Origin of the sequence: Nocardioides secundeburneus (assembly GCF_039939255.1) — a bacterium.
Lineage (GTDB): Bacteria > Actinomycetota > Actinomycetes > Propionibacteriales > Nocardioidaceae > Nocardioides.
In genome coordinates this window covers 100,979-114,070 of sequence record NZ_JBDUUE010000001.1, presented here as the reverse complement: position 1 = coordinate 114,070, position 13,092 = coordinate 100,979, and the positions used below count along the sequence as shown (strand labels likewise).

The 13,092-nt window shown below is 71.9% G+C and carries 10 protein-coding genes; 3 read left to right on the top strand and 7 right to left on the bottom strand.

What is annotated here, in order from left to right; translation table 11 throughout:
• Positions 1-11 precede the first annotated feature (11 nt).
• Entirely contained in the window at positions 12-1,676 is a 1,665-nt protein-coding gene (locus ABFT23_RS00525) for a flavin-containing monooxygenase (RefSeq protein ID WP_347891787.1), read from the top strand.
• 4 nt (positions 1,677-1,680) lie between these two features.
• Here the strand turns inward: ABFT23_RS00525 and ABFT23_RS00520 are convergent, their stop codons facing one another.
• The 6 genes from ABFT23_RS00520 to ABFT23_RS00495 all read right to left on the bottom strand — a co-directional run bounded on the left by ABFT23_RS00520 (position 1,681) and on the right by ABFT23_RS00495 (position 9,256).
• Positions 1,681-2,571 carry a hypothetical protein gene (locus ABFT23_RS00520; RefSeq protein ID WP_347891786.1) on the bottom strand — a complete coding sequence of 297 codons (891 nt, stop codon included), beginning with the start codon at positions 2,569-2,571 and terminating at the stop codon, positions 1,681-1,683.
• A 151-nt stretch (positions 2,572-2,722) separates the two neighbouring features.
• Positions 2,723-4,717 carry an acetate--CoA ligase gene (gene acs / locus ABFT23_RS00515; protein ID WP_347891785.1) on the bottom strand — a complete coding sequence of 665 codons (1,995 nt, stop codon included), beginning with the start codon at positions 4,715-4,717 and terminating at the stop codon, positions 2,723-2,725.
• A gap of 133 nt (positions 4,718-4,850) precedes the next feature.
• Positions 4,851-6,470 (bottom strand): solute symporter family protein, encoded by a 1,620-nt coding sequence (locus ABFT23_RS00510; protein ID WP_347891784.1) that lies wholly within the window; start codon positions 6,468-6,470, stop codon positions 4,851-4,853.
• Positions 6,470-6,832, bottom strand: coding sequence for a DUF485 domain-containing protein (locus ABFT23_RS00505; RefSeq protein ID WP_347891783.1), 363 nt, complete (start codon positions 6,830-6,832; stop codon positions 6,470-6,472). Before ABFT23_RS00505 ends, ABFT23_RS00510 begins: the two co-directional genes overlap by 1 nt.
• Before the next feature lie 355 nt (positions 6,833-7,187).
• The gene (locus tag ABFT23_RS00500) at positions 7,188-8,678 is read right to left on the bottom strand and encodes a M1 family metallopeptidase (RefSeq protein WP_347891782.1); all 1,491 of its coding nucleotides are present in this window, start codon (positions 8,676-8,678) and stop codon (positions 7,188-7,190) included.
• Positions 8,675-9,256: an RNA polymerase sigma factor gene (locus ABFT23_RS00495; RefSeq protein WP_347891781.1), complete on the bottom strand. Its 582-nt coding sequence runs from the start codon at positions 9,254-9,256 to the stop codon at positions 8,675-8,677. The genes ABFT23_RS00500 and ABFT23_RS00495 overlap by 4 nt, the downstream gene beginning before the upstream one ends.
• Positions 9,257-9,311: 55 nt before the next feature.
• Here ABFT23_RS00495 and ABFT23_RS00490 point away from each other — a divergent pair, with 55 nt between their 5' ends.
• Complete coding sequence (locus tag ABFT23_RS00490; protein ID WP_347891779.1) at positions 9,312-10,868, top strand: serine/threonine-protein kinase; 1,557 nt, start codon at positions 9,312-9,314, stop codon at positions 10,866-10,868.
• Here ABFT23_RS00490 and ABFT23_RS00485 read toward each other — a convergent pair.
• The gene (locus tag ABFT23_RS00485) at positions 10,856-11,533 is read right to left on the bottom strand and encodes a hypothetical protein (RefSeq protein WP_347891778.1); all 678 of its coding nucleotides are present in this window, start codon (positions 11,531-11,533) and stop codon (positions 10,856-10,858) included. The genes ABFT23_RS00490 and ABFT23_RS00485 overlap by 13 nt on opposite strands.
• 53 nt (positions 11,534-11,586) lie before the next feature.
• On the opposite strand from ABFT23_RS00485, the gene ABFT23_RS00480 reads away from it, so the two are divergent.
• Entirely contained in the window at positions 11,587-13,089 is a 1,503-nt protein-coding gene (locus tag ABFT23_RS00480; protein WP_347891777.1) for an amidohydrolase, read from the top strand.
• Positions 13,090-13,092: the final 3 nt, after the last annotated feature.

Here is a 13,092-nt window from a genome sequence, read left to right as displayed (position 1 = left end):
GGAGCGGAACGGTGACTGCACCCACCCCGACGACCAGCCCGGACGTCGACTACCTCATCATCGGCGCCGGTGTCTGCGGCCTGTACCAGCTCCACCAGCTGCTCGAGATCGGCGCCGACGTCCGCGTCGTCGACGCCAACGCAGGGCTCGGCGGCACCTGGTACAAGAACCGCTACCCCGGTTGCCGCTTCGACTCCGAGTCGTACACCTACCAGTACTCCTTCTCCCGCGAGCTGCTCGACGAGTGGACCTGGAAGGAGAAGTTCTCCCCGCAGCCGGAGACGCTCGCCTACCTCGAGCACGTCGCCGACCGCTTCGAACTGCGTCGGCACATCACCTTCGACAAGCGCGTCGTGCGCATGGTGTGGTCGGAGGACGACTGGCTGTGGACCGTGACCTTCGACGACGACACCGACCTGCGCGCGCGCTTCGTGCTGTGCGCGATGGGGCTGCTGTCGGTGCCGACCTACCCCCGGGTCGAGGGCCGCGGCACCTTCCAGGGCCTGGAGACGCACACCTTCGACTGGCCCGAGGGCTACGACGTCACCGGCAAGCGGGTCGCGGTGATCGGCACGGGGGCCAGCGGCGTCCAGGTGATCACCGACATCGCCGACAAGGTCGAGAGCATGGTCGTGCTGCAGCGCGACGCCAACTGGTGCGCGCCGCTCGGCAACGGCCCGATCTCGCCCGAGGAGATGGAGAAGCTGCGGGCCTCCTACGACGAGATCTTCGCCTGGTGCCGCGAGACCCCGGCCGGCTTCATCCACCGTCCCGACCGCACGCTGTCGACCGACGTCACCCGCGAGGAGCGGTGGGCCCACTGGGAGGAGCTGTACGCCGGCCAGGGTGCCGGTCTCTACATGGGCAACTACCGCGACACGATGATGGAGGTCGAGCCCAACCGCGAGCTGTCGGAGTTCGTCGCCTCCAAGATCCGCCAGCGCGTGCACGACCCGCGCGTGGCCGACCTGCTGATCCCCAAGGACCACGGCTTCGGCAACAAGCGGGTCGCCGGCGAGTCGGGCTTCTACGAGGTCTTCAACCAGGACAACGTCGAGCTCGTCGACCTCATGGCGCACCCGATCCAGTCGATCACCGAGACCGGAGTGCGCCTCGACCTCGGCAACGGCGAGACGCGCGACCTCGAGCTCGACGTCATCGTCTACGCCACCGGGTTCGACGCCGTGACCGGGCCGTTCGACCGCATGGAGGTCGTCGGCACCGGCGGCGTCGTGCTCAAGGAGCTGTGGCGCGACGGTCCCGAGACCTGCATCGGCGTGCAGGTCAACCGCTTCCCCAACTTGTTCGTGCTGGTCGGCCCCCAGTCGGGCTCGGCGACCGCGAACTTCCCGCGCGGCATCGAGGACGTCGTCAACTGGATGACCGAGACCGCGCGCTACATCGAGGCGAACGACATCGGCCGCTTCGAGGGCCGCCGCGACGCCGAGCTGGCGTGGGTCGAGCACGTGCGCGAGATCAACGACCTGCTGCTGCTGTCGCGGACGACGTCGTGGTTCAACGGCCACAACATCAACCTCGAGCGCGACGCCAAGCCCCGCGTCATGGTCTACCTCGGCGGCGCGCCGCGCTACCGCCGCCGGCTCGCCGAGGAAACCGAGAACCGCTACCCCAGCTTCGAGCTGCGCTCGCTACCGGCTCGGGCCGCCAGCGCCTGATCGGTCAGCGGGCCCGGAGCGCGCGCCACTGCTCCCACGCCAGCTCGGGGTCGAGGTCGGCGTAGCCGCGGCTGCGCTCGAGGTCGCGGGCGTGGCGGGGCTCCATCGCGATGCACGTCGCACCGTCGCGCACCTCGGTCACCCGCTGCTCGTCGAGCGGGACGTCGTCCTGCTGCTCGGCCGCGCCGAGCACCAGCCGTAGTGCCGGCACGAAGACCATGTCGAGGTCGCCGCCGACCGTGGCCGTCGACCCCGGTGGGCCCAGGCGCCAGACGCCGTAGGGGTTGTGGCACGGGTGGTCGGCCGGGTAGCCGAGGTCGGGCCAGCGGTGCAGCACGCGGCGCGGGGTGTCGGCGTCGGGCTGGAAGGTCTCGCCCGAGCGCAGCACCGGGTCCTCGGCGAGCTGGTAGACGTCGAGGGCCTCGCCGATCCGTTGGGCGTCGGGGTCGGCCTGGATGCGGACGTCGGGCAGCGAGAACGCGTGCATGCCGCACGACTGGATGGCGTCGTCGTCGCCGAGGAACACGATCGCGTGCTGGTGCCAGGCCCGGGCGTCGTCGGCGGAGAAGATCTCGAGCCAGCGCGAGACCTCCCAGCCCAGGCCCGACTGCTCGATGCGGACGGCGAGCCCGCCGGCGTCGCGCAGCCGCTCGACGACGGCCACGACCGCTTCCTGCCCGGTGCGCAGGTCGGCCTCGAGGGAGGCCACCGCCGCCGTGGTCGTCGCGCCGAGCTCGGCCAGCAGGTCGGCCTCGACCGTGCCGAACCGGAACGCCTCGGCGAACCCGGCCTCGTCGGTCACCCACTCCACCTCGACGCCGGTGAGCCCGTCGCCGGACCATCTCGCCTCGGTCGCGCCGGGGACGAGGAGGATCAGTCGGGTCTGCTCGGTCACGCCTGAGACGCTACGTGCTCGCCGTCACGCTGGTCGAGGTGCGACGAGCCCTGCGAGGAGCCTCGAGACCACTCGGCCGTGGTCGCCTCTGGCGTGACGGTCCGGTGATCTCGAGGCTCGCTCCGCTCGCACCTCGATCAGCGTGAGGGCCCTAGTCCTCGCCCTTGCCGGAGCTGACGCCGGAGGAGATCAGGTCCATCACCGAGGAGTCGGCCAGCGTGGTGACGTCGCCGACCTCGCGGTTCTCGGCGACGTCGCGCAGCAGACGCCGCATGATCTTGCCGGAGCGGGTCTTGGGCAGCTCGGGCACGATCATGATCTGGCGTGGCTTGGCGATGGGGCCGATCTGGGTGCGCACGTGGTTGCGCAGCTCCTCGACGATGTCCTGGCCACCGTCGCCGGCCTCGTCGCGCAGGATGACGAACGCGCAGACGGCCTGGCCGGTGTCCTCGTCCTTGGCCCCGACGACGGCGGCCTCGGCGACCTTCGGGTGCGAGACGAGCGCCGACTCGATCTCGGTGGTCGAGAGGCGGTGGCCAGAGACGTTCATGACGTCGTCGACGCGGCCGAGCACCCACAGGTCGCCGTCGTCGTCGAGCTTGGCGCCGTCGCCGGCGAAGTACCAGCCCTGCTTGGCGTACTTCGACCAGTAGGTCTCCTTGAAGCGCTCGTCGTCGCCCCAGATGGTGCGCAGCATCGAGGGCCACGGCTCGGTGAGCACGAGGTAGCCGCCGTTGCCGTTGCCGACGGACTCGCCCTCCTCGGTGACGACGTCGGCGGACACGCCGGGGATGGGGATCATCGCCGAGCCGGGCTTGCCGTGGGTGACGCCGGGCAGGGGGCTGATCATGATCGCGCCGGTCTCGGTCTGCCACCAGGTGTCGACGACCGGGGTGCGGTCGCCGCCGATGACGTGGCGGTACCAGACGTAGGCCTCGGGGTTGATCGGCTCACCGACGCTGCCCAGCAGGCGCAGCGACGACAGGTCGCGCTCGTCGGGGATCTCGCGGCCCTGCTTCATGAACGAGCGGATCGCGGTGGGCGCGGTGTAGAAGAGCGTGACCTTCTTCTGCTCGATGATGTCCCACCAGCGGCCCTTGCCCGGGCTGTCGGGCGTGCCCTCGTAGAGCACCTGCGTGACGCCGTTGGCGAGCGGGCCGTAGACGATGTAGGAGTGGCCGGTGACCCAGCCGATGTCGGCCGTGCACCAGTAGACGTCCGAGTCGGGCTTGAGGTCGAAGACCGCCCAGTGCGTGTAGGCCGCCCCGGTGAGGTAGCCACCGGTGGTGTGCAGGATGCCCTTGGGCTTGCCGGTCGTGCCGGAGGTGTACATGACGTAGAGCGGGTGCTCGGAGTCGAAGGCCTCGGGGGTGTGCTCGGTCGACGCGGTATCGACCGACTCGTGCCACCACACGTCGAGGTCGTCGTTCCATGCGACATCCTGTCCGGTGCGCCGGACGACGAGCACCTTCTCGACCGTGTGGCCGAGCGCCTCGGCCTTCACGACGGCCTCGTCGACGGCGGGCTTGAGGGCGGACGGCGCGCCGCGGCGGTAGCCGCCGTCGGCGGTGACGACGACCTTGGCCTGACAGTCCTCGAGGCGGGAGGACAACGCGTCGGAGGAGAACCCGCCGAACACGACCGTGTGCGGCGCGCCGATGCGCGCGCAGGCGAGCATGGTGACGACGGCCTCGGGGATCATCGGCATGTAGATCGCGACCCGGTCGCCGGTCTGCACGCCGAGGTCGGTGAGCGTGTTGGCGGCCTGCGAGACGAGGTCCTTGAGCTCGGCGTAGGTGATGTCGCGCTCGTCGTCGACGGGCTCGCCGACGAAGTGGAGGGCGACCTTGTCGCCGCGGCCCTGTTCGACGTGCCGGTCGACGCAGTTGTAGGAGGCGTTGAGCCGGCCGCCCGCGAACCACTTCGCGAACGGTGGGTTGTCCCAGTCGAGCACCCGGTCCCACCGGGTCTCCCAGGAGAGTCGCTCGGCCTGCTCGGCCCAGAAGGCCTCGCGGTCGGACGCCGCGCGCTCGTAGGCCTCGGCCTTGAGGTTGGCGTGCTCGGCCAGCTCGGCCGGGGGCTCGAAGCGGCGGTCCTCGGAGAGCAGGTTGCTCAGGGTCGCCTCGGTCTTGTCGTCATTGCTCACGGGAGATCTCCTGCGGGACGGTCTGGTGCGGCCCTCGTCACACTAGCGAGGTCGGGTTGCGCGGACGTTGGGGCGGGACGGCGCACGCCACGATGGCCGGGCCGCCGGCCCGGCCATCGTGGAGGACGGTCGATCAGTGGGACGAGGCCTTCTCGGCGCCGGCGCCGGTCAGCGCGCGCACCTCGAGCTCGGTGTAGCGCTCCTCGGAGGCCTTCTCGCGCGTGGTGAGCGTGCCGATGATGCCGAAGAGGAAGCCCAGCGGGATCGAGACGAGGCCGGGGTTCTCGAGCGGGAACCAGGAGATGTCGATGCTGGTCGGCAGCAGCGACTGGTTCTTGCCGGTGGTCTCGCTGATGCCCTTGCCCGACATGACCGGCGAGAAGATCACCAGACCCACGGCCGAGACGAGGCCGCCGTAGATGCTCCACAGCGCGCCGCGGGTGTTGAAGCGCCGCCAGAACATGTTGAGCACGATGTTCGGCAGGTTGGCCGAGGCGGCCACGGCGAAGGCGAGCGCCACCAGGAAGGCGATGTTGAGGCTCTGGGCCGGGATGGCGAGCAGGATCGCGACGAGGCCGATGGCACCCGCGGCGATGCGGGTCACCTTGATCTCCTCCTTCTCGGTCGCCTGGCCCTTCTTGTAGACGTTGTTGTAGACGTCGTGCGCCACCGACGCCGACGACGTCAGCGTCAGTCCGGCGACCACCGCGAGGATCGTGGCGAACGCGACGGCGGCGATGAGGGCGAGCAGGATCGCGCCACCGGTCGAGCCGGCGCCACCACCGACCTCCTCGGCGAGACGCGGGGCGGCCAGGTTGCCGGCCGTGTCGAGCGTGCTCGTGTCGAGCATGGCGGCGGCACCGAAGCCGAGCACCAGCGTGAAGAGGTAGAACACGCCGATGATGCCGATCGCCCAGAGCACCGACTTCCGGGCGTCGCGCGCCGTCGGCACGGTGTAGAAGCGGATCAGGATGTGCGGCAGGCCTGCGGTGCCGAGCACGAGCGCGATGCCGAGGCTGAGGAAGTCGAGCTTGCTGGTCAGCGTGGCGCCGTACTTCAGGCCGGGCTCGAGGAACGCCTGGCCCTTGCCGCTGTTGCTGGCCGCGGCCCCGAGCAGCTCGGAGAGGTTGAAGCCGTAGTGGGCCAGCACCAGGACGACGATGAGCGCCGAGCCGGTCATGAGCAGCACGGCCTTGACGATCTGCACCCAGGTCGTGCCCTTCATGCCACCGACGGTGACGTAGAAGATCATCAGCACGCCGACGCCGAGGATGACGATGTTCTTCACCGTCTGGCTGTCGACGCCGAGCAGCAGCGCGACGAGCGTGCCCGCGCCGACCATCTGTGCGAGCAGGTAGAAGATCGAGACGACGACGGTCGACGTCGCGGCGGCCATGCGCATCGGCCGCTGCTTCATCCGGAACGCGAGCTGGTCGGCCATCGTGAACCGGCCCGAGTTGCGCAGCATCTCGGCGACCAGCAGGAGCGCGACGAGCCAGGCGACGAGGAAGCCGATCGAGTAGAGGAAGCCGTCGTAGCCCGACAGCGCGATGATGCCGGTGATGCCGAGGAACGAGGCGGCCGACATGTAGTCGCCGCCGATCGCGAGGCCGTTCTGCACGGGCGAGAACGAGCGGCCGCCGGCGTAGAAGTCCGACGTGCCCGAGCTCGACCGGCTCGCGCGCAGGGTCACGAAGATCGTCAGCGCGACGACCGAGAGGAACAGGATCGTGGTGAGCACCTGGTGGTCCATCAGCGCTGCGCCCCCTTCGCCTCTTCGTAGCGGGCGTTGAGCTTCTCGGCCAGCGGGTCGAGCCGCGCCGTCGAGTAGCGGCTGTAGGCGTAGGCGATCGCGAACGTCGTCACGAACTGCAGCAGCCCGAAGACGAGCGCGACGTTGATGTTGCCGACGACCTTGGTGCCCATGAACCCGGACGCCCAGTTCGACATCACGACGTACAGCAGGAACCACGCCAGGAAGCCGACCGTGGCCGGGATGACGAACGCGCGGTAGCGCCGCCGCAGCTCGGCGAAGTCGTCGGAGGCGTGCAGCTCGTCGTAGACGGGATCGTGCCGCGCAGCCTGTTCGTGTGGTGCAGAGGTCTCGTGTGCCATCGCGGCGCCAATCTCCTCGGGGACGTGACGCCGGTCACGCTAGGAGTGGCGCGGGTCACCTCGGCAGAGGTGGGCGCGACCGGTGCGCCGGACGGGGACCGGTCTGCGACGAGCGGTCGGTTACCCGCGACGAGCGGTGTCCGATGTCGCGCGCTCCGCTCGCGCGGGCCCGACGCCTCGGGCAGGTGAGCCGGGCGCCAGCTCAACGCCACCACATTCATGGACAACCGCCGCGAAGCGGAGCGGGCCGCGCGCTGGCTTCTGGACTGACGACGAATCGAGGGCGACGCGAAGCGAGCCCTCGAGCGAGGAGGAAGGAAGAAGCCAGCTTGGCGCGGCTCGCGGAGCAAGCAATTCAGCCGGGCGTCGTCGTCCCGAGAAGCCAGGCGTCCCAGAACTCGTCGAGGTCGTCGCCGGTGGTTTGCTCGAGGTAGGCCAGCAGGGTCTCGCGGTCGGAGGAGGCGTTGTCGCGGCTGGCGGGCCAGCCGGCGACGATCTCCCAGAACCGGTCGTCGTCGCCGATGCGCTGGCGCAGGGCGTGCCACAGCATGGCGCCGGAGTAGTAGACGCCGCCGGAGGCGAAGTTCTCGGGGTCGAAGTCGCCGGGCGGGCCGTCGTCGGCGCGGTACGACGCCTCGTAGGGCGCGATGTCGGCGATGGCGGCGTCGAGGTCCTGGCCGTTGCGCTCGGCGGTCCAGACGATCTCGAGGTACATCGCCATGCCCTCGTTCATCCACAGGTCGCGCCAGTCGTTCGGCGTGACCTGGTCGCCGTACCAGTGATGGGCGTACTCGTGCACGATCGTGCTCTCGGCCAGGGCGTGCGAGGTGTTGCCGAGGGTGACCATCGTCTGGGTCTCCATCGCGCTCTCGGAGTCGACGACGAGCAGGCCCGCGGTGTCGAACGGGTAGGGCCCGAGCTTCTCCTCCAGCCACGCGATCGCGTCGGGCGAGACGAACAGGCTGTCGGGCACGGGCTCGTCGGCGAACGTCCAGTACGAGATCGGCAGCCCGCCCGGGCCGGTGTCGGCGGTGCGGGTGTAGTCGCCGAACGCGATCGTGACCAGGTAGGACGCCGCCGGCTCGGCCAGGTGGTAGCGCGTGCGCCGGGCGATGCCGGCCCTCTCGTCGGAGACCTGGGCGCCGTTGGCGACGCCGACCATCGGGTCGACGGTCCAGAGGGTGAAGTCGTAGAGCGCCTTGTCGGAGGGGTGGTCGTTGACGGCGTAGTAGGTGAAGGCCCCGAAGGGCTCCTGCATCGTCCAGACCTGGTGCTCGTCGTCGATGGTGAAGCCCAGCCCGCCGTCGAAGTCGGAGCGCTCGGTGGGGGCCTCGGCTGGTTCGGGCGTGCCGCGGTAGCGGATGGAGACGGCGTAGCGCTCGTCGGCGGTGACCGGGTGGTCGACCACGAGGTCCTGGCCGCGGTGCTCGAAGGCGGCGTCGGCGTCGTCGATGCGCACGGAGGTGACCTCCAGGGCGTCGGAGAGGTCGAGCTGGAACTGCGGCGCGTCGGTGGTCGAGCGGAACGTGAGCACCTCGTCGCCGGTGAGCGTGTCGGTGGTCGGGTCCCAGGCGAGGGTCAGGTCGTAGTGCAGGGCGTCGACGCCGGGGTGGCCGACGTCGGGGTAGAGCGAGTCCTCGGCCGGCTCGCTGAGGGCGAGGTCGAGGTTCGCCGGCGGTGCGGCCTGCGGCTCGGCCGGCTCCGGGTCGTCGGGGGCCGGCGTGGTCGACGCCGCCGTCGAGGACGACGGTACCGACGGCGTGCGGTCGGCGTCGTCGGAGCCGCACCCGGCCAGTGCCGTGCCGGCAACGAGGGCACAGACGAGCGCGGCCGCGCCCCGCCTCACTGCTGCTCGCGGAGCAACGGCCGGGCCAGCTTGCGGCCGTGGTGGATCTGGGCCTTGACCGTGCCGAGCGGCGCCCCGACCTGCTCGGCGATCTCGTCGTAGGACATGCCGTAGACGTCGCGCAGGATGAGCGGCTCGACGTACTGCGGGTGGTCCTTCTCGAGCGACTCCATCGCCTCGAGCAGGTCGAGCCGGGTGCCGGCGATGACGCTCGTGGTGCGGGGGTCGGGCTTCTCGCTGAGCGGGTTGTGCTCGGTGGGGTCGTAGGCCGTGGCTTGGTTCTTCAGGCGCCGGTAGGTGGTGCGCGAGGAGTTCACGGCGACGACGTGGGTCCAGGTGGTGAAGCGGCCGCGGCCACCCCACGAGCCGATCTTCGTGGCGATGTTGAGCAGCGCCTCCTGGCAGGCGTCCTCGGCGTCGGGGGTGTAGGGCAGCACGCCCCGGCAGACGTTGAGGGTGCGCGGCCGGATGGCGGCCAGCACCAGCTCGAGGGCCTCGGCGTCGCCGGCCTGGGCGCGACGGGCCAGCTCGTCGATCTCGTCGGGGGTGGGCTCGGGGTCGGGTGCGCGCGTGGACATCGGGACCACCCTTCCCAGCAGCGACGATCTGACGCCTCTGGACGATAATGCACCGGTGCCCGACACCCCGACGCCCAGCGACTCCGGTGGCGGCCCGAGCGGAGGCTCGACCGGACCGAGCCACATCGGCCGCTACGCCGTGCGCCGTCGCATCGGCAGCGGCGGGTTCGCCACGGTGTGGCTCGGCTACGACGAGCAGCTCGACGCGCCGGTCGCGATCAAGGTGCTCGCCGACAACTGGGCCGAGCAGCACGAGGTGCGCACCCGCTTCGTCGAGGAGGGCCGCTACCTGCGCCGGGTCGAGTCGCCGCACGTCGTCCCGGTCTACGACGCCGGGGCGCTCGACGACGGCCGGCCCTACCTGGTGATGGCCTACGCCGACCAGGGCACGCTCACCGACCGGCTCGCCCAGGGCGGCGTCACGGTGCCGCAGGCGCTTGAGGTCGTCACGCAGGTCGGCCGCGGCCTGCAGGCGCTGCACGACCGCGGCATCCTGCACCGCGACGTGAAGCCGGCCAACGTGCTCTTCCGCACCGTCGACCCCAGCGCCGGCATCGACGGCGTCCGCGCGATGGTCGGCGACCTCGGGCTCGGCAAGGCGCTCGACGTCTCGTCGCGACTCACGATGATCGCCGGCACGCCCGCCTACGTCGCGCCCGAGCAGGCGCAGGGCGAGACGCCCGACGCGCGGGCCGACCAGTTCTCCCTCGGCGTGCTCAGCTTCCTGCTGCTCTCGGGCCGGCTGCCGTGGCAGCACGCCAGCCTGTCGGCGGCCGCGGCCGTCACCGAGCCGGCGTCGCTCTCCGGCGGGGGCCGCGCGTTCCCCGACGGCGTCGAGGAGGTCGTGCGCCGCGCGCTCGCCCACGACCGGCAGCAGCGGTGGCCCTCGGTCACCGCCTACGTCGAGGCGCTCGCGCACGCGCTCGAGGAGTGGCGCGGCGGGCCGTCCGGCCCCGAGACGCGCGTGCTGCCGGTCAACCCGCAGCTCACCCAGCCCGGCGCCCGGCCGCAGCCGATGACGTCGACCGGTCCGCTGCCGCCGCCCGAGGCGCCGCCGAGGCCGCGCCGTCGCACGGGTGCTCTCGTCGCGGCAGCCGCGGCCGTCGTCCTGGCGCTCGGGGTGGGCGGGTTGGCCGGCTACCTCGCCCAGCAGGCGAGCGACGACGAGCCGGCGCCGCCGTCGGAGGTCACCGTGACCGACGTCAGCGAGCTGCTCAGCGTCACCGTCCCGCCCACGTGGACAACGGCCGAGGGCCTCGACGGGTGGCAGCCGCCCAACGGGGCCGACGGCGAGCTCGCCGCCGCGATGTCGGTGGGCACCTCGCCGGACTGGACGACCGACGACGCCGGCCAGGGCGTCTTCGCCGGCCTCCTCGCCGGCGACGAGCTGCCCGACACCCTGCCCGCCCACCCCGAGTGCGACGGCGGCGGCCAGCCGTCGACCAGCGACAACCGGGTCACCGCCGTCTACACCGGGTGCCAGGACGACGGCGTCGTCGTCGAGCGCGTCGTCCAGCTCTCCGACGCGGTGCTGCTGTGGGTCCAGGTGCGCAGCGGCGACCAGCCGACGGCCAAGCAGGTCGTCGACGGGGTGCAGTACTACGGCTTCTGAGCGGTGCGCTTGTCGCGCGTGATGCGGTTGACGAGGTCGCGCAGGCCGACCCGGTCGACCTCGCGTCCCACGGCGCCGACGGTGGCGAACGCCGTCCCGTCGGGGCCCGCGAACCACCGCTCGACCGAGACGCGGCGGTAGCCGCCGGAGTCGAGGTAGGTGGCCTCGAACCCGTCGTCGGTGGGGAACAGCTCGACGTCGAGGTCGCGCATGTTGCCCTGGTCGACGGCCGAGTCGAGCTCGGCCTTGCGGGCGATGACGGCGTTGGCGACCGACATGCCCTCGGCCGCGATGATCTCGACGCGGAGCACGTAGGACGTCTTGCTGTTGCCGGGCACCGTGTAGGTCCACTGGGTCGGGCTGAGGTCGTTCTGGGTCCACCCGGTCGGCAGCGGCAGGGTGAGCTGGTAGGTGGTGTCGTCGGGGCCCGGGGTGCTGAGCACCTCCTCGGGCGTGAGCTCGATGCCCGCGGCCAACGGCTCGTCCGTGGGGTCGGGCTGGACGACGTCGACCGGCACGCTCGGCTCGGCCGGTACCGGCGCGACGGTGACGCTCTCGGGGCTCGGCGCGGGCTCGTCGTCGTCGCGGTCGGCCGCGAGCGCCCAGCCCCCGGCGGCCCCCACCGCGAGCGCCGCGAACGTGGCGAGGAGCACCCGGACCTTCACACGCGCGACCCTATGACAGGCCCCGCCGATCACGTTGGTTAGCGTCGGCCGTCATGACGGACCTCTTGCTGCGCGACGCACGGATCGTGCCGCTCGCGCCCGCCGCCGTCGTCCCGACGTCGCCGGTCGACGTGCTGGTGTCCGGCGGCGTGGTCACGGCCGTGGGCACCGGGCTCTCCCGGCCCGCCGGCGTCGAGGAGGTGGCCGCCGACGGCCGCTGGCTGACCCCCGGGCTGTGGGACCAGCACACCCACCTCGGCCAGTGGACCCTCAGCCGCCAGCGCGTCGACACGCTCGGCGTCACCTCGCCCGAGGACGCCGTGGCGCTGGTCGCGCGACTCGTCGAGGAGGCGCCCGGTCGCCCGGTCATTGGCTGGGGCCACCGCCCCGGCGGCTGGACGCGCGAGGTCACCGTCAGCGAGCTCGACGACGTCTCCGGCGTCACGCCCGTCGTCCTCATCGCCGGCGACGGCCACCACGCCTGGCTCAACAGCGCCGCCCTGGCCGCGCTGGGCCTCGGCGCCCGCGACGAGGTGGTGCGCGAGACCGAGTGGTTCGCCGCCTACGAGCTGCTCAACCGGCTCACCGGCGACGACGGCCTCTCGCCGTCGGCCTACCGCTCCTCGCTCGTCGACGCCGCCGCGATGGGCGTCGTCGGCGTCGTCGACCTCGAGTTCGCCGGCGGCGTCACCGAGTGGCGCGAGCGCTGGGCGGCGGGCTGCGACCTGCTGCGCGTGCGGGTCGCCACCTACGCCGACGGGCTCGAGGACGTGATCGCCGCGGGGCACCGCACCGGCGACCGCCTCGTCGACGGCGACGACCGCCTCGCGATGGGGCCGCTCAAGATCATCAGCGACGGCTCCCTCAACACCCGCACGGCGTGGTGCTGCGAGCCCTACGCCGACGGCGGCACCGGCGCGGCGAACCTCGCCGCCCACGAGCTGTCGGCCCTGCACGCCCGCGCCCACATGTCCGGGCTGCACGTCGCCACGCACGCGATCGGCGACGCCGCCGTGACCGCCGCCCTCGACTCCTACGCCGCGACCGGCGCGCTCGGCTCGATCGAGCACGCCCAGCTCATCGCCCGCGACGACATCGCCCGTCTCGCACGGCTCGGCCTGCGCGGCTCGGTGCAGCCGGCGCACCTGCTCGACGACCGCGACCTCACCGAGCGCATCTGGCCCGGCCGGTCCGACCGCTCGTTCGCCTTCCGCTCGATGCTGGACGCCGGCGTCCGGCTCTCGCTCGGCTCCGACGCCCCCGTCTCGCCGCTCGACCCGTGGCTGGCGGTGGCGGCCGCCGTCCACCGCGGCGTGCTCGACGACGACCGCGACGCCTGGCACCCCGAGCAGTCGCTCACGCCGCAGGAGGCCCTGGCGGCCTCGGTCGACGACCAGCCGACCGTCGGCGTCCGCTCGCGCGGCGACCTGGTGCTGCTCGACGACGACCCGCTGGTGCCCGGTGCGGCGTCGTCGCGCGAGGCTGCGACGGCGCTGCGGCACACCTCGGTCGCGCTCACCGTCGTCGGTGGCCGGGTCGTGCACCGGGCGCTCTGAGCA